23 protein-coding genes and 2 pseudogenes are annotated in these 22,270 nt (G+C 29.7%); 18 read left to right on the forward strand and 7 right to left on the reverse strand.

Annotated elements, in window-relative coordinates; genetic code table 11:
* Positions 1–180 precede the first annotated feature (180 nt).
* The 3 genes and pseudogenes from EBB51_RS01300 to EBB51_RS01310 form a co-directional block, all read left to right on the forward strand.
* Positions 181–762, forward strand: a complete 582-nt coding sequence (locus EBB51_RS01300; RefSeq protein ID WP_123052786.1) for a TetR/AcrR family transcriptional regulator — start codon at positions 181–183, stop codon at positions 760–762.
* Positions 763–765: 3 nt separating this feature from the next.
* Positions 766–1,743, forward strand: a complete 978-nt coding sequence (locus tag EBB51_RS01305) for a 2-dehydropantoate 2-reductase N-terminal domain-containing protein (protein ID WP_123052787.1) — start codon at positions 766–768, stop codon at positions 1,741–1,743.
* 397 nt (positions 1,744–2,140) lie between these two features.
* Positions 2,141–2,508 (forward strand): annotated as a pseudogene (locus EBB51_RS01310) (transposase); the annotation flags it as partial.
* A gap of 229 nt (positions 2,509–2,737) precedes the next feature.
* Here EBB51_RS01310 and EBB51_RS01315 read toward each other — a convergent pair.
* From EBB51_RS01315 to EBB51_RS01325, 3 genes are all read right to left on the reverse strand, one after another.
* Positions 2,738–3,259, reverse strand: coding sequence for a DUF4489 domain-containing protein (locus EBB51_RS01315; protein ID WP_123052788.1), 522 nt, complete (start codon positions 3,257–3,259; stop codon positions 2,738–2,740).
* A 352-nt stretch (positions 3,260–3,611) separates the two neighbouring features.
* Positions 3,612–4,520, reverse strand: a complete 909-nt coding sequence (locus EBB51_RS01320; protein ID WP_123052789.1) for an IS3 family transposase — start codon at positions 4,518–4,520, stop codon at positions 3,612–3,614.
* Positions 4,517–4,852, reverse strand: coding sequence for a transposase (locus EBB51_RS01325; RefSeq protein ID WP_123054948.1), 336 nt, complete (start codon positions 4,850–4,852; stop codon positions 4,517–4,519). The genes EBB51_RS01320 and EBB51_RS01325 overlap by 4 nt, the downstream gene beginning before the upstream one ends.
* A 74-nt stretch (positions 4,853–4,926) precedes the next feature.
* On the opposite strand from EBB51_RS01325, the gene EBB51_RS01330 reads away from it, so the two are divergent.
* The 13 genes from EBB51_RS01330 to recQ all read left to right on the forward strand — a co-directional run bounded on the left by EBB51_RS01330 (position 4,927) and on the right by recQ (position 17,891).
* Entirely contained in the window at positions 4,927–5,373 is a 447-nt protein-coding gene (locus EBB51_RS01330) for a TetR/AcrR family transcriptional regulator (protein WP_123052790.1), read from the forward strand.
* 59 nt (positions 5,374–5,432) lie between these two features.
* Positions 5,433–6,086 carry a hypothetical protein gene (locus EBB51_RS01335; protein WP_243103885.1) on the forward strand — a complete coding sequence of 218 codons (654 nt, stop codon included), beginning with the start codon at positions 5,433–5,435 and terminating at the stop codon, positions 6,084–6,086.
* 1,027 nt (positions 6,087–7,113) lie between these two features.
* Positions 7,114–7,365 carry a hypothetical protein gene (locus EBB51_RS01340; protein WP_123052791.1) on the forward strand — a complete coding sequence of 84 codons (252 nt, stop codon included), beginning with the start codon at positions 7,114–7,116 and terminating at the stop codon, positions 7,363–7,365.
* A gap of 110 nt (positions 7,366–7,475) precedes the next feature.
* Positions 7,476–8,177, forward strand: a complete 702-nt coding sequence (locus EBB51_RS01345) for a response regulator transcription factor (RefSeq protein ID WP_123052792.1) — start codon at positions 7,476–7,478, stop codon at positions 8,175–8,177.
* A gap of 171 nt (positions 8,178–8,348) precedes the next feature.
* Positions 8,349–9,269, forward strand: coding sequence for an ABC transporter ATP-binding protein (locus EBB51_RS01350; protein WP_123052793.1), 921 nt, complete (start codon positions 8,349–8,351; stop codon positions 9,267–9,269).
* Positions 9,262–10,017, forward strand: a complete 756-nt coding sequence (locus tag EBB51_RS01355; RefSeq protein ID WP_123052794.1) for an ABC transporter permease — start codon at positions 9,262–9,264, stop codon at positions 10,015–10,017. The genes EBB51_RS01350 and EBB51_RS01355 overlap by 8 nt, the downstream gene beginning before the upstream one ends.
* Before the next feature lie 81 nt (positions 10,018–10,098).
* Positions 10,099–11,007 carry a HAMP domain-containing sensor histidine kinase gene (locus EBB51_RS01360; RefSeq protein ID WP_123052795.1) on the forward strand — a complete coding sequence of 303 codons (909 nt, stop codon included), beginning with the start codon at positions 10,099–10,101 and terminating at the stop codon, positions 11,005–11,007.
* Positions 11,008–11,177: 170 nt separating this feature from the next.
* Positions 11,178–11,873 carry a response regulator transcription factor gene (locus EBB51_RS01365; protein WP_347560940.1) on the forward strand — a complete coding sequence of 232 codons (696 nt, stop codon included), beginning with the start codon at positions 11,178–11,180 and terminating at the stop codon, positions 11,871–11,873.
* A gap of 1 nt (position 11,874) precedes the next feature.
* Positions 11,875–12,792: a sensor histidine kinase gene (locus EBB51_RS01370; protein WP_190285300.1), complete on the forward strand. Its 918-nt coding sequence runs from the start codon at positions 11,875–11,877 to the stop codon at positions 12,790–12,792.
* A gap of 81 nt (positions 12,793–12,873) precedes the next feature.
* The gene (locus EBB51_RS01375) at positions 12,874–13,803 is read left to right on the forward strand and encodes an ABC transporter ATP-binding protein (RefSeq protein WP_123052797.1); all 930 of its coding nucleotides are present in this window, start codon (positions 12,874–12,876) and stop codon (positions 13,801–13,803) included.
* Positions 13,787–14,494: an ABC transporter permease gene (locus EBB51_RS01380; RefSeq protein ID WP_123052798.1), complete on the forward strand. Its 708-nt coding sequence runs from the start codon at positions 13,787–13,789 to the stop codon at positions 14,492–14,494. The genes EBB51_RS01375 and EBB51_RS01380 overlap by 17 nt, the downstream gene beginning before the upstream one ends.
* A gap of 320 nt (positions 14,495–14,814) precedes the next feature.
* A complete protein-coding gene (locus EBB51_RS01385) occupies positions 14,815–15,642 on the forward strand; it encodes an alpha/beta hydrolase (RefSeq protein ID WP_123052799.1) in 828 nt (275 codons plus the stop codon).
* Between the two features lie 44 nt (positions 15,643–15,686).
* On the forward strand, positions 15,687–17,891 hold the full coding sequence (gene recQ, locus EBB51_RS01390; protein WP_123052800.1) for a DNA helicase RecQ: 2,205 nt from the start codon (positions 15,687–15,689) through the stop codon (positions 17,889–17,891).
* Positions 17,892–17,983: 92 nt separating this feature from the next.
* On the opposite strand, the gene EBB51_RS01395 is transcribed toward recQ, so the two are convergent.
* The 4 genes from EBB51_RS01395 to EBB51_RS01410 all read right to left on the reverse strand — a co-directional run bounded on the left by EBB51_RS01395 (position 17,984) and on the right by EBB51_RS01410 (position 21,348).
* Positions 17,984–18,835 carry a Cof-type HAD-IIB family hydrolase gene (locus EBB51_RS01395; protein WP_123052801.1) on the reverse strand — a complete coding sequence of 284 codons (852 nt, stop codon included), beginning with the start codon at positions 18,833–18,835 and terminating at the stop codon, positions 17,984–17,986.
* 137 nt (positions 18,836–18,972) lie between these two features.
* Complete coding sequence (locus EBB51_RS01400; RefSeq protein ID WP_123052802.1) at positions 18,973–19,689, reverse strand: ABC transporter permease; 717 nt, start codon at positions 19,687–19,689, stop codon at positions 18,973–18,975.
* A complete protein-coding gene (locus tag EBB51_RS01405; protein WP_123052803.1) occupies positions 19,689–20,552 on the reverse strand; it encodes an ABC transporter ATP-binding protein in 864 nt (287 codons plus the stop codon). Before EBB51_RS01405 ends, EBB51_RS01400 begins: the two co-directional genes overlap by 1 nt.
* A complete protein-coding gene (locus tag EBB51_RS01410) occupies positions 20,530–21,348 on the reverse strand; it encodes a MerR family transcriptional regulator (protein ID WP_123052804.1) in 819 nt (272 codons plus the stop codon). Before EBB51_RS01410 ends, EBB51_RS01405 begins: the two co-directional genes overlap by 23 nt.
* 49 nt (positions 21,349–21,397) lie before the next feature.
* Between EBB51_RS01410 and EBB51_RS13790 the strand changes: the two are divergent.
* Both EBB51_RS13790 and EBB51_RS13570 read left to right on the forward strand, forming a co-directional pair.
* Positions 21,398–21,588: pseudogene (locus EBB51_RS13790) on the forward strand (histidine--tRNA ligase); the annotation flags it as partial.
* A 13-nt stretch (positions 21,589–21,601) separates the two neighbouring features.
* Positions 21,602–21,766, forward strand: coding sequence for a hypothetical protein (locus EBB51_RS13570; RefSeq protein ID WP_190285301.1), 165 nt, complete (start codon positions 21,602–21,604; stop codon positions 21,764–21,766).
* Positions 21,767–22,270: the final 504 nt, after the last annotated feature.

Raw genomic sequence — 22,270 nt, forward strand, 5'->3', positions numbered from 1 at the left:
ACTCAATAAATGCTATGTATTGTACACAGTATGAGAAAAAGGCTGATAGAAAGATGTTCACAATAATATAATTACGTGCATCTGTTTAAGCAGGTGCATTTATTATGTGTTGACAAAAACGACATGCGTGTCTTATAATTAAAGCGACAAGTATGTCGTTTTTAAAAAGGGGATGTGAGTATGAAAAAAGGTGAAGAAACAAAAAGGTTAATTATAGAAAATTCATATAAGATTTTTGCACAGAAAGGTTATAAAGATGTAACTATGAAGGATATCTGTGAAGCGTGTAAACTTAGTCGAGGGGGTCTTTATAGACATTATCAAAGTACCTATGATATTTTTCAAGATGTATTAATGCTTACTCAAAAAGAAGATATAGATGAATTTGAAGAAATGATGAAAAATAAAATTTCTGCTGTTAACATTTTAGAGAATTTTATAGATGATTTTATTTTGCAAATCCAGTGCAAAGGGGCTTCTATTAATAATGCAATATATGAATTCTGTATTGTACATAAAAATGAAATAGGAAAAAGGATTTTTGAAAAACAATTTAGAAGAGGAATTGAAGTATGGACTAAACTAATACAGTATGGAATTTCTTTAGGTAAATTTAAAGAGGTTGATGCAAAAGCTGTAGCTCAGATGATTTTATTTTCAACAGAAGGATTAAAACTATCTGGAGAAGTTTTAGAAATATCATCTGAAATTGCGAAAAATTACAAGAAACAAATTTTAAATTTATTATTAAAGGAGATATAGAATATGAAAATTATGATATTAGGTTTGGGGGTTATAGGAACAACTTATGGATACATATTTCAGAAGGCTGGATTTGAAACAGAACATTTTGTCCGTGAAGAAAGAAGGCATAATGTACCAGAAATAATTAAGATAAAATTATTAGATGGAAGAAATAAAAAGACACAACAAGTTGAGGACATATATAAAGTAAAGAACGCTGAACCTAACTCTGAATATGATTTCATCTTAGTAAGTATTTCAAGCAATAAACTAGAAGCAGCAATTAGAACTTTAAATGATAATAATATTTCAGGAACTATTTTATTGTTTAATGGAGTTTGGCAAAATAAATCTCAGATTGAAAACATTATGGGATGTAGAAAATACATTTTGGGATATCCAGTTGCTGGTGGAAAGATGGATTTGAAAAATGGAATATTGGATTGTGTTATATTTGATAGATTTATGCTGGAAAGAGAAGCTAAAACTAATGTGGAAAATTATAATAATATATTAAAGGTCTTTGAAAAATCAGCAATAAAAGCAGAATATCCATATGATATGTTGGAATGGATTTGGATACATATGGCTTTAAATGCTGGGGTAATATCCACAGCTGCTAAATATGGAAATATTAATGATCCTACTGGAGCTGCAAGAACACTTATGGAAAGTACAAAGGCTTTAAAAGAAACAATTTTATCTATTAGGGAAGCAATGAATATTATTAAAACAAGAGGGGTAAAACTCAAAAATTACAGGAATGAATTATTATCTTATTATATGCCATCAAATATTGCAGCTATCTTAATGAAAAAAATGTTTAAGACTAATGAACTTAGCAGAAAAATAATGGAACTTCATAGTAACAAGAATGATTTATTTTATGTTTGTAGTAATGTATATAATACTGGTAAGCAAAATAATGTTTCATCAGTTAATCTATATAATAATTATGAGATGTATATTAGCCATCTTTTAACGAATATTGATGCTTAGCTTATATTTTACAAAACAATTAGTTTCTTTAAAAAACTTGATGTACATGTAGTGTATAGCAATATATGTATATTATAGTTGTGTGCATCTTTTAGAAGAAATCCCATACAATTTAGCGATAATAAAATCAATAATCTTATTGAAAAGTCGCTAAATTGTATCAAAATCATAGTCATTAGACAAATAAGAACTTAAATATTGATACAAACGAAACCCACTGATTTCAGTGGGATTCAGCGTTTTTTGAAGAAAATTAAGGCGCTAAAAATAAGTTTTGAATTTAAAAATATGAAAAATTACTGGATAAAATGCACACACCTATGGATTTTAACTAAGGGGTGTGCATTTTTTAGCAGTATTATTTGCAAATATGTGAACTAAACATACAACAGAAAAAAAGTATGAAAGAAATTCTAAGAACAATGGTAAGAATTATCAGAATGGATATAGTAAAAAAACATAATAAGTAGTTTTAAGGATATAGATGTAGATATTCCAAGAGACGGAAACTCTAAATTTGAACCAAAGGTAATAAAAAAATATTAAACAGTTTGTAGAGAATTAGATAAGAAATTTATTGCTCTTTATGCAAGGTGGATGTCTACCCGTGATATACAAGCATAGATAAAGGAGCTTTATGGGATAATAATATCACCACTATCAATAGTATCAAAAATAACCGATAAGGTTATGGGGGAAGCCACTGCATGGCAAAATAGGATGCTTGATAAAATCTATCCTATAGTTTATATGGATGCTATGCATATTAAAAAAATTTTAACATATAATATAATTAGGTATAAATAAGTATTATTAGGATCTGTTAAACATAAAAAAATATTACTAGAAAAACTAATTTCCAGTAATATTTTATGATAGTTTTATAAATTACACAAATCTATTTATATTCTCCTGAATTCAAAATAATTCAATCCATTTATTTGAAGCAATACTAACAACTAAATAAAGATTTAATATTTTATATTTCTTTTATTTAGCAACAATCGTTTTCTACAGCTATAGCAGAAACTGTTCCACTAACAGTAGTTCCTGCTTGAGCCAATGTGGCATTAGATATCTCTACAGTATAAGTAGTGCATCCACAACAGTCTCCACAGTCACAAAATTGGAATGAAAAAGATTCACTATGAATAAGCTCAAAAGCACTACTGAAGGTATAACTTCCACCAACAGATTGTGAAGAACCATTACATGTTTTTATCAACCTAAATGTTATACTGGGTATTACCCCTGCAGGTACATTTATAAGTCCAGTAAAATTAATTAATACACTTGGGCATTTTAATCTTCTTGTATCTATTGTAACACTAGCAACTGAGTAAGGATTTATTATGCTAGCTCCTGCCAAATCTAAAATTGGCAATGGTCCAGTAGCTCCAGAACCACATTTCATAACAGCTCCTCCAACTTCTGGAGAGCATGAACATTGATTTGAGCATTCCTTTGATAAATTATAATTTAAATTATCACAATTTGAATTTTTACAGTTATTCATAATATATGCCTCCCTTTAGTAAAAACGTTATATTGATTTTAAATTTATCTTGTATAATTTTATATTATGCTATATATTATAAAAAGTGATATATTAATTCTGGAATTTGTTAAATAGGGATACAAACTTTTTCTGGATTACTCCCTTTATTTTGGATATTGTCCAAAATAAAGGGATCAATTTGCAATTTCCTTTTTATGATTATTCAAACCTTATACTTTTTAAAGTTTTTATAACCATACATAAACTTATAGTTATCATTAAATCATATGGAAGAACTTAGTTAACAACTAAACGAGGTGAGGTGATATTGTCAATATTACTTGACAGTTTTTTCTCGCATAGTTCGTTATTAAGCAGCTGTATTTAGAGATCCATAGTATCTGTGTCTCTTAACCATAGGCGGTAACCTACCATTGGCAGAGCAAATCCTTCTGTTATTCCAATAACTGATGAAATATCGCCATATAAGAATCTTAAGTTCTTCAACAGTCATTTCTTTAGTGTTGTAGCGACCATAAAGCAGTTCTTCCTTCATTCTGGCCCACATACTTTCGCACCTTGCATTGTCATGGCATCTGCCACCATCACTGTTCATACTTTGCTGTATGCCATATTTATTTATTACATTGCAATATTCATTGCTGGTGTACTGTGTACCTCTATCAGAGTGAACAATGGCACCCCTGAGTTTAGGATAAGCTTTAAAAGCATTATCAAGAGTATTTACACACAAGATAGCTTTAATATTTGTATCCATTGAAAGCCCAAGAACTGCCAAATCATAGCAGTCAAAAATTGCAGATACATAAAGTTTACCATCCTTTGCTTTAATTTCTGATATGTCTGTTACAGCCTTTTTAAGAGGCTCAGATGCTTTGAAATCACGCTTAAGAAGATCAGCAGATTTTCTGGCTTCGCGGTCAGCTTTGGTTATACCATTAAGCTTACGTTTAGGTTTATGACTAAGACCAATTTCCTCCATAACTCTATAAACAGTACGTTCACTAGGGATATGGACATTTTCAGGATTTTTTAGAAATAAGGCTTGATGCATACGGATTCTTCCATAGGTATCATTGTACTCATCTTCAGAATTGATTTTTATCATTTCTTCAGCGAAAGCCTCATACTTCCAAGGTTTATCTTTATTTGCAATGTAATTATGAAAGCCTTGACGGCTAACTTTAAGCATCTTACAATAAAATGATATTTTGCCCTTAGTCATGCCATCATCAGTCTTAATAGCTATAAATCTCATTCGTGAGTTTTTGCTGACTTCCGACGGCTGGCGGCGAAAAAAGCGCTTGCTTCTTCAAGAAATTCATTTTCTTCCTTCAAACGTTTGATTTCCTTGTTTTGCTCTTTAACCTGTTTTTTTAGGGCAATAAGCTCTTCTGTGATGGGAAGAGCGCTATCAGGAGTGTGTGTACCAGCTTCCAAATCAAGTGTTCCTTCTTTGGCGACCTTTACCCATCCATTTATCGTGTTTGGAGCAACTCCTATTTCTTTAGCAACTTTGTTAATACCAATTTCCTTGGCTAGCTTAACTGCCTGAATTTTATAATCCTTATAATAACGTTTCTGTGCCATAATAAGCACCTCATTATCCTCTTAATTATACGAGAATAAGGTGTAAACTTTATTTATACGACATCAATACTATTTTGCCAAAATCTTTTGCAGATTCATTTGGAAACTTCAATTATAATATATTTACGATTTTAACAGAAGTGTTTATAAATAATCCTCAAGACATAGAAAAGTATATTCCAACAGATGAACGTATAGATTATTTAATAGCAAATCGTAAAAGATTATTAATTTTGTTAAGGTACAGCAAAGGAACAATTTATGAAAATTTGAAAGAAAAGATGATAGAAAATATAATCCAATGTCAAAGTGTATTTTTACAAAAATCTGATTTGCTGGATAATTGTAATATAGGTAAAAAGTTTAAAATTATAAGAATGGTATTTGAAAATATACTTAATATGTTGCTTGATTCATTGGAAGATGATATAGGTGTAGAGGAACGAAGATATATAATAAAATTTTCTTATGAATATAACTTATGTGGATTTAAGAGGTTAGTTAAAGAATATGTTAAGTAAAACTACTTTTAGTATTTAAGTATTGAACAAAAATTACAATTAATATGGAGGGAAAAGTGATGAATTATTATGAAGGTGCAGATTTTCTGGGTAATTGGGAGTTAAGAAATAGATGTCAGACCAATCCTATATATCAAGTAAATCTTAATATTGAAAAGACAGGAGAAACATACAAATGTATTTGGAAGATAAATAAGGCGAACACTCAACATGAATATTTAGGAATTGGAATAGTTATTGATAATCAACTATTTGTATCAAGATTTTCTAACAAAGTGCCTGGAGGGGGAGTAGGTTTATATAGACCAATTGGTGACTTAAGGTCTAACTCAGCACTTTGGGCATCTACACAAAATTTCAATACATTAGGTTCAGGAATCGCATTAAGGGAAGACACGAGTGAAAATTTTGAATATAATTATAAAGTTAGATATTTTATTAAAGGAAATGAATCTCCGACTTTTGATTTAAAAATTCTTAAAAGTCAACAAAATGAAATATATTTACTTAATTGGTCTGTAGATGATGAAGTTAAATTACATGGTGTTGGAATGATTAGTAAAGGACAAATGCCCCTTGCCTATGGAGGTACAAATTTTGATTATGAAGTAGTTATCCTAAATATTGAACATGAAAATGGTAGAACCACTTTGAAGGAAAAATGCGGTTCATTAAGTAATGGGTTAGCAGTAGAAACATTAGTTAGATGTTAGTTTTATAGTATCTTTACATTGGCTGGAAGAAAAGTGAACTTAGATTCAGTAAGAAAACTGCTCCTACATGGTTTTTCTGTATGTCTTACTTCCTTACTAATGGCTACAGGAATATACTGATACTTACTGATTATATTAATAGCGATTTGTGAAATCGACATTAGTACTGTTTACTCGCCAGCCCTTTGGTCTGTCGGTATCCTGTATACTATAAAAATAATCTATCTACATAATTACAATAATATAGTAAACTGGCACGAGATACATTTATGCATCGAAGTGACAGGATACCACAACCGAATGAAGTGAGGGCGTGAGTTAACAGTTTATCATTCCTGTTTCTTTGCTGTATATTTCAGATATTCATTAATACTAATAGCAAATCTTTTTGCAAAATGGCCCTCTATACATTGGTATGACTAGGCTGAAAGGCGTTTTTAGGTAGTGCTAAAAACAGTGCATTGATTTTTCAGCAAAACAGATAAAAAAGAATACCAGCAGGAGTTAACCTACTGGCTTCACTGTTAACCTATTTTCTTTCTGTATATCTTAAAACGTATCTTCTAAACTCCCAAATACTCTATAATCTATATTTTTAATTGCTCTACGGATTATTACAGGATTTGCAAGATAAGCATTAACCCTGCTGCCCCCAGCAGAGCATTTTCCAAATACAGGCACTTTGTATCAACTTTCTTTAAATTCATATTCAAAAGTCATTTTAAAATATTTAGACAGTACATTTCTTGTCATACCTAAATACTCACATAGGCTGGAAATGTCATGAAGATTATCAATGTCATCCTCACTATTACTTCTATCTTTAATCAGTACATATCTATTGCAAGCTAATAGGAACAATACTGCATCATATATAAAGCCTATTTCTGATAATGATAGACCTGCTTCTGTAGCGCCTTAACTCCATCTACATAAGTTCTTGCAGATTTATTAGCTTGTGGGATTTCCGCCAACAAAATGATAGTTGCTGTTGATTATATATACAGGCTTCTTGGGAGTACCCTCTGTGATAACTATTCCGCAAGCTTTTAATTCATCCATAACCCTTATAAAAGTTCTTCGTGGAGTAATTAGTCATGTTTATTATAGTTCAGCAGTAGAAAGTGGTTTGTCTTTCTATGTAGCCAGTGTATTGTCACCATTATTCAATCTACAGTATAAGAGTAATAGAAGTCACATAGCAGACATGCTGATTTTTTCCTCTTATAACAATGAACTAATATCATCCAAGTTTTTCCAATCAACTCAGAATGGTTGAACTTTACCAAGGGTGTAGAAAAGGTTATGGTAAGATATACATGTGGCAATATATACATATAGAAATTACAGAATAAAAAATAATTTTATATAAATTAGAAGGGATAAATTATGAATAAAAGGGTTAGAATTTTAGTAGTTGAAGATGACAATGATATTAATAAATTACTTTGTAGTATTTTTGAAAATAAGGGATATAGAGCTAGAGCGGCTTTTTCAGGAACAGAAGCTTTAATGTGTGTGGAAAACAAAAGTTGGGATATGATCTTATTAGATCTGATGATTCCAGGGCTTAGTGGAGAAGAAACTATATTAAAAATAAGGGGAATCACAAAAGCTCCAATTATTATTGTTAGTGCAAAAACATCTAAAAGGACTAAACTAGAATTATTAGAAAAGGGAGCAGATGACTTTATTTGTAAGCCTTTTGATCCAGATGAAGTGGCTGCAAGGGTTAACTCTAATTTGAGAAGATATTTAGAATTTTCCACAGATGATGAAAGGAAAAATAACATTTTAAGTTATAAAGATATTACTTTAAATACAGAAAGTAAGGAAGTAAAAGTTGGACAAACTATAATTACATTAACAGCAAGAGAATTTGCAGTATTGGAGTTATTATTAACTAATCCTAATAAGGTGTACAGTAAAGCTAACATTTTTGAAAGTATATGGGGAGAAGAATTCTTAGGTGGCGATAATACTGTAAATGTACATGTAAGTAGGTTAAGAAATAAGCTATCTAGAGCTAATAATAATGGTGAAGATTACATAGAAACAGTTTGGGCAATGGGGTATAGATTAAGGAAATAGTTAATTAAAATTTAATAAAAAAGTATATAGTAAAAAGATTTAATACTTTTGAAAGGTTTTAGCAAAGTTTTCTTATAAAATATTGCTTATTATAAACAGAGTGCGATGGAAGTATTAGAGCAGGTAGTCATTGGATAAAAGCATGTTTTATAAGAGGAGGTAAAATTTTAAATGAATGAATATGTAATTAGATCTAATAGAATCACGAAAATATATAAAAAACATAAGGTGCTAGACAATATATCTATTAATATTAAGAAAGGTGATATATATGGATTCGTAGGAAAAAATGGTGCTGGTAAAACAACTATGATCAGGGTACTTACAGGACTTGTTATACCTAATGAGGGACAAGTTGAACTATTTGGAAGTAGTGAAGAGAAAGAAGTTATAAAAGAAAGAAGAAGAATTGGTACATTAATAGAATCACCGCAGCTATATCCAAATATGACCGCAAAAGAAAATCTTGAACTTATAAAAATTCAAAGAGGAATTCCAGGAACTAAATGTATTGATGAAGTTTTAGATTTAGTAGGACTTAATAATACAGCAAAAAAGAAAACTAAAAATTTTTCACTAGGAATGAAACAGCGACTAGGAATTGCTGTGGCACTTTTAAGTGATCCAGAACTTTTGATTTTAGATGAACCTATAAATGGACTGGACCCAATTGGAATAAAAGAAATAAGAGAACTTTTAATTAAATTAAATAAAGAAAGAGGAACTACCATTTTAATATCAAGTCATATATTATCTGAACTTACTCAAATTTCAAATAGATATGGTTTTATAAATGACGGAAAATTAATTGAAGAGGTAACCGCAAGTGAACTTTCTAATAAATGTAGAATGTATCTTCACCTTAAAATAAACGATTCTTCAGATGTTTCAATTATTCTAGAAAATGAACTTGGAATAAAAGATTATGAAGTTTTCCCAGATAACATTATAAGAATATACAATGAATTTGACGGGGAAAAAATTACTTTGGCTCTAGCTAAGCATAACATAGGAGTTAAGGAAATAATGAAAATGGGTGAATCCCTAGAAGATTATTTTACTAAATTAGTTGGAGGCGAAGATAATGAGTAATTTAATTAGAGGAGAATTTTATAAATTAAGAAAAAGTAAGTATCTTATTGCAATTATATTAGCAATATTGGCGGTTATATTTATTTTGCCTAAAGGTTTTGATGCAAATATGACAAGTATGAGAGGTTCACTTCCTGAACAAGTCGCAAATGGAATATATTCAATAGGTTATGCATTTGCATGGATTCCAATGACAAGTTTTATATTTGCTTTATTTGCGGGAGAATTTATCGCCAAAGATTTAAAAAATACTATGAGCAAAAGTTTTATTTATGGATATAAGAGAAGTAAAGTTATATTAAGTAAATTAATAGTTTTTATAATATCTTTTTTGTTTTTAGAATTAATATATATAACGTCTTTATGTATATATGCTTCAATTAACTATGGATTTTGTAGAACTTTAAATTATAGTACTATATTATATTTAATTAGAGTGATTGGTATTGGAATAATGTATAGTGCAGCAACCATGTCTATAGTTTATATGATTGCTATAATAACAAAAAGTAATGTGTGCACAACTATTTCACCATTTTTATTTATGTTAGCAATGGCAGCATTAAATGATAAAGAACCTACCGCCTCAATAATTAAATTTATATTCCCTTTTATGAGCGGCAGTGAGGCAATGGCTAGATTTGCACCAAAATCAGTTATTATAACGGGGATAACTTCATCAATAGTAATTTTTGCAGTAACAACATTAATAAGTATTTTATATGTAAAGTATGAAGATATTAAATAATTAGGGAAAAAAAGGTTTAGATATATGTTAGAATAAAAGATCTATAGAATTTTGTTTATTACATAAGTTAGGAGAATTGAGATGTATTTATTAGCTATTATCTTATTTATAATTTTTATAATTATACTTTCAATAGTAATGTGTATTAAATTATTTGCATATAAAAGGCAAATACGGTATATCACGGATCAGATAAGAGAGTTTAAGGAGAGAAAAACAAATAAAAAGATTAATACTGAAATAAAAGATAAAAATATAGAAGAACTTGCTTATGAGATTAATGAGTACCTAGAACTTTATAAAAAAAATGAACAGGAAAAGATAGTATTTGAAAATACATTAAAACAAGGAATAGCTAATATGTCTCATGATTTAAGAACTCCATTAACTTCAATAATAGGGTACTTAAAGTTACTTCAAAATGATGAAATAGATAAAAAAGAAGCGCTGGATATACTTAAGGATAAAACTAATAAATTAAATGTACTTATAAATGATTTTTTTGAGCTAGCTTCAATAGAAAGTGAAGATTATGAATTAGATATGACAAAAGTAAACCTAACTAATGTATTAAATGATGAAATCTTATCACTTTATGAGGCTTTTCAAAGCAAAGGATTTGAACCAAATATAAATATTTTGGATAAACCAATTTTTATAATAGGTGATAAAGACAGCTTAGAGAGAATAATAGATAATTTACTTTCTAATACATTGAAATATGCAGAAAAAGACATCGAAATAAATTTAAAAGAATCTAATGATAAAGTTATTTTAAAAATCTCCAATATATGTACAAGCATTGATGAAAAAGATGTATTGCATATGTTTGATAGATTTTATGTGGCAGATAAGGTAAGAAAAGAACAAGGAATAGGACTTGGCCTTTCTATTGTAAAAAGTTTAATGGAAAAAATGGACGGAATCATAACTTCAAAGTTTGAACAAAATAGAGTTTCCATAATATGCGAGTGGGAATGTATAAAATAATATTGTTTTATATGTTTTTTAAGATGGTACACATAGAAACGGTAATAAAGTTCGTAAAGAAACAAGAATAAATAGGTTAAGGCCCTTGAGTGTAGATTGTACACTTGAGGGCTTTGTTGTTTTGGAATATAGTAATTATAGTTAATAAAATGAAGGGGATGAGAGGTATTTTGCCTAAAATATTATTAGTAGAAGATGATAAAAATATAAGCGAAATGATTACTGAGTATTTAATAAATGACACATATGAGATTACACAAGTTTATGACGGAGAATCAGCAATTGATGAATTTCGAGCACATTCCTATGATTTGGTTTTGTTAGATTTAATGATTCCTAAAATTAATGGCATGAATGTTATGAAGAAAATAAGAGAGCATGATGTTACACCTATTATTATTATAACAGCTAAAGATAATGATACAGATAAGGCAATGGGGTTAGGATTTGGAGCAGATGATTATTTAACAAAACCATTTTCTTTAATTGAACTTTCAGCAAGAATTAAAGCAAATATAAGGCGTGTAACAAAGTATAACAAAGAAAAAAGTGGTCATGAAGATGAGATAATTTATGTGAAGGACTTGGAAATTAATATATATAAACACTCTGTTATTAAAGAAGGAAAACAATTAAATTTGACTTGTAAAGAATTCGAAATTTTAAAGCTGCTTGCTTCAAATTTGGGAAGAGTTTTTTCAAAAGAACAAATTTACAATCAAGTTTGGAAGGATCCTTATTATGGAGATGAAAATGTCATTAATGTACATATGAAAAGATTAAGAAATAAATTATCTGATGGTAAATCTAATTTTGAATATATTAAGACTTTGTGGGGAATTGGATATAAGATGGAGGAAAAATAGGATGATAATATTATTATGTGTGTTAATTTTAATATTAGGGACAAGTTATATATTGGAACATAGAAAATATACTCTTCAATCAAAACAAATTCAATATATATCTAACAAAATAGAATCTATTATTAAAAATGAAACAAGAGAATTAATTTTGATTCCTACAGAAAATGAATCAATAAAATCTATTGCGTCAAGTGTTAATCATTTATTGGATTATAGCAATCAGAATAAGAGTGCATATGAACATTCTAAGATATCTATGATGAGAATGTTATCAAATATTTCACATGATTTGAAGACCCCCTTAACTACTTTAAAAGGATATGTGGAAATGTTAAGGATTAGATTCAATAATGATCAGATGATTATGAAAGTTGATTTGAGAATTAATGAAGTTGTGGAATTAATAAATAAATTTTTTAATCTTGCTAAGTTAGAATCTGGTGATAAAATACTTAATATTGTTAAGGTAAATGCATGTGAAATATGCAGAAAAAATATGTTTGAACTTTATAATATACTTTCGCAGGAAGAATTTCATGTTGATATTAATATACCGGAAAAACCTATTTATGTTAGTGCAGATGAAGAAGCATTGAATCGTGTATTAAAAAATATATTGAATAATGCTATTGAATATGGAAGTGATGGGAAATACATAGGTATAAGTATTGATGCATATGAAAACACAGTTTGTATTGAAATTGAAGATCATGGCAAGGGAATTTTGGAAAAAGATAAAGAGAATGTTTTTGAAAGATTGTATACATTAGAAGATTCAAGAAGTAAAGATTATCAAGGCAGCGGATTGGGATTAACAATATCGAAGGAACTTATTGAACATATGAATGGAAAAATTGAGCTAACTAGCATTCCAAATAATAAAACAATATTTAATATAATATTACCAAAAGAAAAATAGCAACTTAATAAAAAAGTAAGATTCATGACAGAAAAAAGATAAATTGGTTTGTTATATTAACTTATGAAAGGAGAGATCAATATGGATTATATATTAAAAACAAATGGACTTACTAAAATATATAAAGATAAGAAAGTAGTAGACAATGTAGAAATGCATATAAGAAAAGGTGAAATTTACGGATTTCTAGGCCCAAATGGAGCAGGAAAAAGTACAATACTTAAAATGATCCTTAATTTAGTAAGACCCAGTAAAGGGCAAATTATTCTTTTTGGAAAAGAAGTTAATGACAATAACTTTGAAACCTTAAAAAGGATAGGTTCTATTATAGAAAGCCCTTATTTTTACAGTAAATTAACAGGGAGGGAAAATCTAGAGCTTCATTGCGATTACATGGGTTATCACAATATAGAAAGAATAGATGAAGTTTTAAGCTTAGTAGGGTTATTGGATATTGAAGGAAAGGCAGTTTGCAATTATTCATTAGGTATGAAACAAAGATTAGCAATTGCAAGAGCAATTCTTGCAAAACCAGAATTTCTTATATTGGATGAGCCAATTAATGGCTTGGATCCAGAGGGGATTAAGGAAGTTCGTTCACTTATAAAAGCATTAAATGAAAAATACGGAATGACAATAATTATTTCAAGTCATATCCTTTCTGAAATAGAATTAATTGCAGATACAGTTGGTATTATAAAAAATGGTAAGTTATTAGAAGAAGTATCTATGGAGAAAGTTCATGAGTATAGCAGCGAATTTATAGAATTAGAAGTAAATAATCCAAGTAAAGCAGGATACTTAATTAAAGAAGAAATGGGGATTTCAAACTATAAGATGATTTCTGAAAACAAAATTCGCATATATGATATGGAGAAGTCCCCGAAGGTAATTTCAAGAGTACTCATTGAAAACGGTGTTGAATTAGAAAGCATAGGTAAAAAGGAAAGCACTTTGGAAGAATATTTCTTGAAATTGATACAGGAGGATAATTATGCTGCAATTAATTAAATTGGAAATAAAGAAATATAAACTTAAAAGGTATATTAAAGGAGTAATTATAGCTATTCTTTGTATAATGGCTTTTTTAACTATGTCATTTATTGATAACAAGGTAAATACACCAAATGATTTAGATACATATGAAAGTGTTATATGGATGATAAATATTTTATCATTTGATGTTTCTTTGATATTTTCTTCAACAATAATTGGAAAGATTATTATAGGAGAATATAGGGATAAAACAATTTTAGTAATGTTTTCTTATCCCATAAATAGAAAAAAAATAATGTTGGCAAAACTATTTATAGTTGTTGTATTTGCAATGTTATGTGTACTTGTTAGCAATATATTGTGCATACTATATACAGTAATTTTAGATTCTATTGTGGATGTGGCTGCAGGAAATTTTAGTTTTAGTTATATTTCTGCTGCATCTTTAACATTCTTGGCATTTACTGTAATGGCAGGAATCATGTCATTACTTCCCTTTATTGTTGGCATGAAGAAAAAATCAGTACCTTCAACAGTTGTAACAGCAGTTGTAATATCAGCTTTAATGCAGCCTGTAATAGGGCATGATCCAGAATTAACAGAAACGCTTGCTAAATTAATTATTATTACTTTGATTACCCTGTTTTTTGCAGCATATACCATAATAAAAAGGATAAATAATATAGATGATGCAGATGCTGCTTAATTTAATAATTACAGATGGGAGCTTTAAGGTGCAGTAATTAATTTGGCTTGAATACAGGGACTTTTGGTATTTTTTTTGTGAAGTGTGTAACCCTTGGCAGAAATGGATATAATTTAACATAGGGTTATTAAGTGGAATTATCTATGTTATAATATTTATGTAAAATATAGTATGAAGTCACTAAAATGTGTAATATAGAGTTGCTTTAGAGATTTTATCAAAAGGCCTAGCAGCACCTGCTTGGGTAAACCTATTAGAAACATATTGATATTACCATACTTCAAATTTTTATATAATTATTTATAGGGGAGAGTGATTATATGTTAAATCATTTAGAAGGTAAATTTAATACATTTGATGGTATTGAATTATTTTATACTAAAGATATAGTAGATTCTGCAAAAGCAGTAATTGTAATAGTACATGGACTTTGTGAACACCTAGGAAGATATGATTATTTTACAAAAAGATTAAATGATTTTGGTTATACAGTTTATAGATTTGATAATAGGGGACATGGAAGATCTGGAGGAGAAAGAGGTTATGTAGAAAATTTTCAGGACTTTTTTAAGGATGCAGATAAAGTTGTAGATATGGCTTTAGAAGAAAATAAAGGGTTACCTGTATTTATGTTTGGTCATAGTATGGGAGGATTTATTGCTGCGGGTTATGGAATAAAATATAAAGATAAATTAAAGGGCCAAATATTATCAGGAGCTGCAGTTATAGAGCCGCCTGCTTTTAAAAGTTTAAAAAAAGATGACTATTTTGAAAAGCATCCAAGAGAAAAATCACCTAATCTTTTAGCTAAACTTATGTGCAGAGATAAGGATGTAGTTGAAGGCTATAATAATGACCCTCTTGTACTTAAAGAAACTAATATAAAGCTCTTAGGAGAAGTGTTTATAAAGGGCTCTAGGTGGATTAATGAGAATATTAAAAAATATGAGTATCCATGTCTCATACTTCATGGAGAAATGGATAGACTAGTTAAAGTTGAGGCTTCTAAATGGATGATTAACAATATCAATTCAAGTGATAAATCTATAAAAATATACCCTGAATGTTATCATGAAATATTAAGTGAAAAAAATGAAAAAGAAGGTGTTATACAGGATATATATAAATGGATTGAAGAAAGAATCTAATTCTCTAAGAGTGCAAATTAGGATATTATAATTTCTATGTTATAATGAAAAATATAGATTATGGTATAGGGGTGAAATCGTTGCTTAGCAGTGCTTTGGAAGTTCTCCATAAATATTATGGATATAGTGATTTTAGAAAAGATCAAGAAAAGGTAATTACAAGTATATTAAATGGAAAAGATACTTTAGCTGTAATGCCAACTGGAGGAGGTAAGTCCATATGCTATCAAATACCTGCAGTATTATTTGATGGGGTAACAATTGTCATATCTCCTCTTATTTCACTTATGAAAGATCAGGTAGATAGTATAAGGGATTTAGGTATAGGAGCAGCTTATATAAATAGTTCTATTTCACACCAAGATATTTTACATATATGTGAAAGCTTAATTGCAGGAAATGTAAAGATTTTATATGCTGCGCCAGAAAGATTGGAATCTCCTGAATTTTGCAATATCATGAAAAATATAAATGTATCTCAAGTAGCAGTAGATGAAGCACATTGTGTCTCACAATGGGGACATGATTTTAGATCTAGCTACACATATATATGGAGGTTTATAGAAAACCTTCCTAAAAGACCAGTGGTTACAGCTTTTACAGCTACTGCTACTAGGGAAGTTAGAAAAGATATCATAGACCAAATAAAGCTGGATAGACCAGCGGTTTTTATATCTGGCTTTGATAGAGAAAACTTAAAAATTGGATGCTTGAAAATTGGAAATAGACTAGGGTATATAATAAAATACATAAAAACTAATGAAGAACAATCTGGTATAATATATGCATCTACTAGAAAAGAAGTAGATAGCATATATGAAAAGCTTAAAGACAACAACATATCTGTTACTGAATATCATGCAGGTCTTTCTGATAAGGAGAGAAAAAATAATCAAGAGGATTTCGTATATGATAGGGTAAATGTAATAGTTGCAACCAATGCCTTCGGAATGGGTATTGATAAATCAAATGTACGATACGTGATACATTACAATATGCCTAAGAATATAGAAAGTTACTATCAGGAAATAGGTAGGGCAGGTCGTGATGGGGAGAAGAGTGAATGTATTTTAATGTTTGCTCCCCAGGATGTTATCACTCAAAAATATCTAATTGAAATGAGTATTCAATCTCCTAAAAGAAGATTAAATGAATATAAAAAGCTCCAGCAAATGATAGATTTTGTTTACTATAATGGATGTTTGCGAAAATATATATTGAATTATTTCGGAGAACATGTGGATCATGAGGAATGTGGAAATTGCAGTAATTGCGTAAGCGAAGGAGAGTATGTAGATAAAACTATAGATTGCCAAAAAGTACTTTCTTGTATATATAGAATGAAAAGAGAATTTGGAGTAAACATGATAGTAGATGTACTTAGGGGCTCTTCTCAAAAAAAAGTAATCCAATATGGATTTGACAAATTGTCCACTTATGGCATAATGAAAAATTATTCAAAGGAAGAACTTTCAAATTTTATAAATACTCTTATAGCTCATGGGTATATTTCATTAAAAGAAGGTGAATACCCTACAGTAGTACTCAATCCAAGTTCTATAAAGGTTTTAAAAGGAGAAGAAAAGGTAACATTAAAAGAAATTACTAAGACCAAAAAGATAGTTTTAAATAATGATTTGTTTGAAATTTTAAGGGCTTTGAGAAGAGAGATAGCAAGTGAGGAAGCTATACCTCCTTATGTGATATTCCCAGATACTACATTAAAGGAACTTAGCAGTAGATGTCCTACAGATTTTGAGCAGATGTTAGATATATCTGGAGTAGGTCAATTGAAATTAAAAAAATATGGTGAAAGATTTTTAGAAGCTATAAAAAGTTATTTGGATGAAAATAAGATAGAACCGCAGTGGGTATTCAAGGACGAGTTAAAAAGCAGGAAAAATAAGAAAAATAATAAGAATTCAAAACCAAAAACGCATGAAATAACGGTAGAGATGATTAAAGAGCATAAAGACATTAAGCAGATAGCAAGGGATAGGCAGATTACATTATCTACGGTAATTTCACATATAACAAAGTATGCAGAAGAAAAAGGTATTTTGGATTTAAATATAAATTTTGGTGGAATATTTACAAGTGAAGAAGAGGACCAAGTTTTAAAAGTTGCAAAAAAAACAGGAATATCAAAATTAAAACCTATAAAGGAGGAACTTCCTAAAGATATAAGTTATGATAAGATAAGAGCGATTATATTAAAAGATTATGTTTTAACAGACAAAAATGCGTAGTGGTACTATAAATTAATATGTTTTTTTATTTTGTATATTTTCAAGTAATTCTCAAGTTTGTATATAATAAGTGCTTTAAGGATATAGATATTCTAAATATCTATATCCTTTATATATTTACCTAGTGTATAAGCAATGCCGTCTTCTTCATTAGATAAAGTCACTTCATCAGCTATAGATTTTAAATCATCTACAGCATTAGCCATAGCTACTCCGATCCCAGCATATTTAACCATTGAAGCATCATTATGGCCATCTCCAAAAGCAATCATTTCTTCTTTTTTATATCCCATAGGAATTAATACAGAATCTAAGGCTTTAGCTTTATCAATTCCTTTAGCAGTAAATTCAAAGTAGAAATCTGCTGTAAACATACAATTTAAAGTGTCCTTGAATGGCTCCATCATTTTTTTATAATTGGCTTCTAAATATTTAGGTTCTCCTGCAGTTAAAATTTTGTTTAATGGATAATCAGCAAAGGCTGCTAAATCATCAGTTTCGCACAGCTTGAATTTATCACCACGAGCTTCATATTGAATTATGTTAAAAGGTTTACCTTTGTATTTTATTTGATTGTTGAAAACATCATTAACATACATATAGTCACCTTTGTCTATCATAGGTTTAACATCAAAATTCTTCATGTGTTCAAGTACTGCTTGTCCTTCTTCGATGCTCATAGTTTCATTAAATAAAACTTCATTAGTTTGACAATCAATAACCTTAGATCCATTAAAAGAAACTAAAAATCCATTGTTTTCATCCATTTTTAATTCTCTAGCAAAATTTATTAATCCAGATGTGGGTCTTCCTGATGCTAAAACCAAGATGGCTCCTGCTTTTTGTGATTTAATTAAAGCATTTTTAGTCTTTTCGGTGATTACTTTTTTACTATTGGTTAATGTACCATCCACATCCATAATAATTACTTTTATATTACTCATATATTTTCTCCTCTGTATAGTTCTTTTTATTTAATTATACAATATTACTTTTATAAGTGAATAGACTAATTAAATAATGAGTAATACATATCAAAAATGATAAAAAAATTATGCAGTGATTAGGTTCATAATCTGTATTAATCAATCCTCAGCTTCCTAATGCGCCAAGCACTTGTGCAGCCACAAATGATGATAATAATCAAAAGGGGCAGCAGAAGCTTAAAGTTCATGCTATTCTCTTTCATCATTTCAAAACCCAATGCTGCTGGAAATATCTTGCCAACAGCTGTAAGATGTTTTGGCAGCATTTTAGTAGGGAACATTATACCAGAAAGCATAAGTGACGGTAGAAATATGAGCTGAGACACCATTGTAAGTTTTGATGTAGTTTTAATTGTAAGCCCCAAAATGGCTCCAATGCTTAAACTGGCAATAATGAAAATAGCCAACATGATAAAGTACATTGTAGTATTTTTCGGAAGGGATGCCTTAAAAGCAAGAGGTGCAATAAAATATATTATAGTGCTCATTATAAGGAGATGTACAAATGCCGAGATCAAATTGTTTATAACAGGTATGCACATAGGAATACCACCTATTTGATATGACTTTTTTAGTTCGCTTTTGTAAGTTTCTGAAATGGAAGCCGGAGCACCTAAAATTGCCCCCATTGTAACACCAAAAATAGACATGGACTGTATCAGTGTACTTTTAGTATCTGGTGTTATTGAGGTAAATATTACACTCATAAAGCCGAAGAATACAAGCGGTATCACATAGTATGTGAGCAGAATCCCTTTATTTCTTAGATCAAGCTTCCACTGAAGCAATATACCATATAAAAATGCTTCCATCATTTACCCTCCTTTGCAATATCCAAAAAACTTTCTTCCAAAGACTGATGAACAATCCTGATATCAAGGACAGGATTGAATGAACTTTTAAGAAAAGTTAATAGTTCGATTAGAACGTCACTGATATTGGTAGTGATAAAAGTATGATAATCATTTTCAGTTTCAACATAGGTAGAATGGACGAAATCAGTCTTTTTCAGAGGCTTACCAGTTTTGATTTGTAGTCTGATTTTTGAATGTATCTGTGTAGTAAGCTCTCTAGCAGTGCCTATATAAGCGATTTTACCATCCTTTAATATGGCTAGCCTGTCGCATAAATTTTCAATTTCATTCATATCATGACTTGATAGAACTATTGTCTTGCCGTTACATTTAAGCTTTCTGATTTGCTCATGAAGTGCTGCTCTGCCCTCTACGTCAAGTCCAGCGGTTGGTTCATCAAGAAAGATGATATCTGGGTTACCTATCAATCCAAGTGCAAGATGCAGACGTCTTTTTTGTCCCGTAGACAATTGACCATACTGCTTATTTTTTATTACTGATAACCCAAGGCTTTCAAAAATGGATGGGTCTATATTTGATTTATTCCACTTGCAAAACAGCGTAAATGCTTCAATTACTTTTATATTAGCTGGCAGAGAAGATGACTGGAGTTGTACCCCAAAGTTGCCATCAATTGAAACTTTACCGCTTTCATATTTCCTAAGGCCTTCGATGCATTCAAGGGTGGTAGTTTTACCAGCGCCATTTGTACCCAAAAGTGCAAAGACTTCACCTTTTTTTACATCAAAGGATATTCCTTTAATAACTGTATTTTGTCCATAATTTTTTATCAGGTTTTCAACCTTTATTGCTAATGTCATTATACTTCTCCTTTCTAAATGGATTTTGTTTACCACTGGCTTGAAAATATATATCCAGCGCCTTTCCTATAAACCCATCAGCTATTTGCTGTTTTTTCTGCATTTCTTTGCTCCATCCTTGTTTGGTCTCGCTGAACTTCTTAAGCTTTGGGAGCATACTCATATCACCACCTGTGAAATCCATTATGAGTGACCACCATTGTTTAGCAAGTTCTTGTCCTTTGCTACTTTCTGGAGTTATCTTTTGCTCACTAAGCAGTACAATCTCATCACACATGCTTTTCCATTTTTTAAAGAGTGCAAGGCCACAGTCAGGTTGATTTGTGAATCTGTCTTTAATGTGCGTCATAAGGGTGTCATCAAAAAATTTAACAACCCAATATCCTTCGTTGTTTTTACGAATCAGTGTAATTATATCAGCATATTTATTGAAGTCCACTTCATGAATAAGGGATACCTCATCCCTTAAGGACTGTACCGCAGATATAGCCTCCGTTAACTTTTCTATTTGAGATTTCAATGACTGTTCTTGAGAATTCAGCATTTTTACAACATCATCAGGGTTGTCTAGGGAGATTAGTTTGTCCTTAATATCTTCCAAAGAAAAACCTAAATATTTAAAAGATAATATTTGATGAAGCTTTACTATATCTTTTTTAGTATAAAGTCTCCTGCCGCCTTCGCTTTTGCATGATGGAGTAAGCAATCCTTCTTTGTCATAATATTGAAGGGTACGTACGGTTATGCCCATTAGCTTTGCAAGTTCGCCTACTGTTAACAAATCTTTATTTTTCATTTACTTTACCTCCTTATTCACATTATACAATATGACGTAACGTCACAAACAAGAGATATTAGATGAACTATTGAAACTTGACATAAAAAATGAGTATTTTATTGAAGAAATAAATGAATTAAGTCAGGTTAAACCAATGCTAGAAGATTTAGAATAAATATAAAGACTATTAGAGGACTAGATTACTATACTGGAACTGTTTTTGAAACAATACTAGTAGAAGACTATGGTTCAATTTGTTGAGGTGTAAGATATGATAATTAAGGGAGATTTAGTTGTCATGAGTATTGAAATTTATGAAAAACTTGTGGGTAGATTTCAATTGTATAAATTGATTGATGAAGGTATAGATGCGATGGAAAAGAAAAAAGTGAGACCATTTAAGGAAGCATTTGATGATATACAGAAAGGTTTATAAAATGGGTATGTATAATGTTGAAATTACTGAACCTGCTGAAAAAGATCTATATGAAATTGGTTAAATTTATTATAGACAAAAATGTTGATTCCAATATTGTATTGAATATGCAGTATGATTTAAAAAAATATAATAAAAAAGTATTGACTTATACAAACGTTTACTATATAATAAAATCAAGAAGAAAGATATAACTTCTTCTAGCAATCCTAACTCGAAAAGAGTACTAAGGAAATTGTTTTAAAGAGGTAGAAAGTTTAAAAAATCAGATATTAATACACTTATTTAGAACGAAAGTAAATATGATTAAATATTCACTGGAGTAAGTTATAAGAAAGTATCTGAAAAATGCTTGTGGATATTTAATTTGTAAGAATGTTCAACAAGAATGTATGAAATTTGGTAAGTTTAGATTAAAGCGTTATATAATAAAGCAGTATAGTTTTAAAGGTAAGTCTTTTGTTAGAAAGTTAATTGAAGTTTTTTAGAAGTGTGTTTGAAGAA

Origin of the sequence: Clostridium sp. JN-1, from assembly GCF_003718715.1 — a bacterium.
In the GTDB taxonomy this organism is placed as follows: Bacteria; Bacillota; Clostridia; order Clostridiales; family Clostridiaceae; genus Clostridium_AV.

Coding starts and splice junctions, on each gene's coding strand:
- EBB51_RS01405 (WP_123052803.1), bottom strand. CDS start 20,552: ATGACATTAGCAATAAAGGTTGAAAACCTGATAAAAAATTATGGACAA.
- EBB51_RS01335 (WP_243103885.1), top strand. CDS start 5,433: ATGAATTATTATGAAGGTGCAGATTTTCTGGGTAATTGGGAGTTAAGA.
- EBB51_RS01410 (WP_123052804.1), bottom strand. CDS start 21,348: ATGAAAAATAAAGATTTGTTAACAGTAGGCGAACTTGCAAAGCTAATG.
- EBB51_RS01360 (WP_123052795.1), top strand. CDS start 10,099: ATGTATTTATTAGCTATTATCTTATTTATAATTTTTATAATTATACTT.
- EBB51_RS01395 (WP_123052801.1), bottom strand. CDS start 18,835: ATGAGTAATATAAAAGTAATTATTATGGATGTGGATGGTACATTAACC.
- EBB51_RS01350 (WP_123052793.1), top strand. CDS start 8,349: ATGAATGAATATGTAATTAGATCTAATAGAATCACGAAAATATATAAA.
- EBB51_RS01375 (WP_123052797.1), top strand. CDS start 12,874: ATGGATTATATATTAAAAACAAATGGACTTACTAAAATATATAAAGAT.
- EBB51_RS01300 (WP_123052786.1), top strand. CDS start 181: ATGAAAAAAGGTGAAGAAACAAAAAGGTTAATTATAGAAAATTCATAT.
- EBB51_RS01325 (WP_123054948.1), bottom strand. CDS start 4,852: ATGGCACAGAAACGTTATTATAAGGATTATAAAATTCAGGCAGTTAAG.
- EBB51_RS01355 (WP_123052794.1), top strand. CDS start 9,262: ATGAGTAATTTAATTAGAGGAGAATTTTATAAATTAAGAAAAAGTAAG.
- EBB51_RS01380 (WP_123052798.1), top strand. CDS start 13,787: ATGCTGCAATTAATTAAATTGGAAATAAAGAAATATAAACTTAAAAGG.
- EBB51_RS01370 (WP_190285300.1), top strand. CDS start 11,875: ATGATAATATTATTATGTGTGTTAATTTTAATATTAGGGACAAGTTAT.
- EBB51_RS13570 (WP_190285301.1), top strand. CDS start 21,602: ATGATAATTAAGGGAGATTTAGTTGTCATGAGTATTGAAATTTATGAA.
- recQ (WP_123052800.1), top strand. CDS start 15,687: ATGAAAAATATAGATTATGGTATAGGGGTGAAATCGTTGCTTAGCAGT.
- EBB51_RS01400 (WP_123052802.1), bottom strand. CDS start 19,689: ATGGAAGCATTTTTATATGGTATATTGCTTCAGTGGAAGCTTGATCTA.
- EBB51_RS01315 (WP_123052788.1), bottom strand. CDS start 3,259: ATGAATAACTGTAAAAATTCAAATTGTGATAATTTAAATTATAATTTA.
- EBB51_RS01345 (WP_123052792.1), top strand. CDS start 7,476: ATGAATAAAAGGGTTAGAATTTTAGTAGTTGAAGATGACAATGATATT.
- EBB51_RS01385 (WP_123052799.1), top strand. CDS start 14,815: ATGTTAAATCATTTAGAAGGTAAATTTAATACATTTGATGGTATTGAA.
- EBB51_RS01320 (WP_123052789.1), bottom strand. CDS start 4,520: ATGAGATTTATAGCTATTAAGACTGATGATGGCATGACTAAGGGCAAA.
- EBB51_RS01305 (WP_123052787.1), top strand. CDS start 766: ATGAAAATTATGATATTAGGTTTGGGGGTTATAGGAACAACTTATGGA.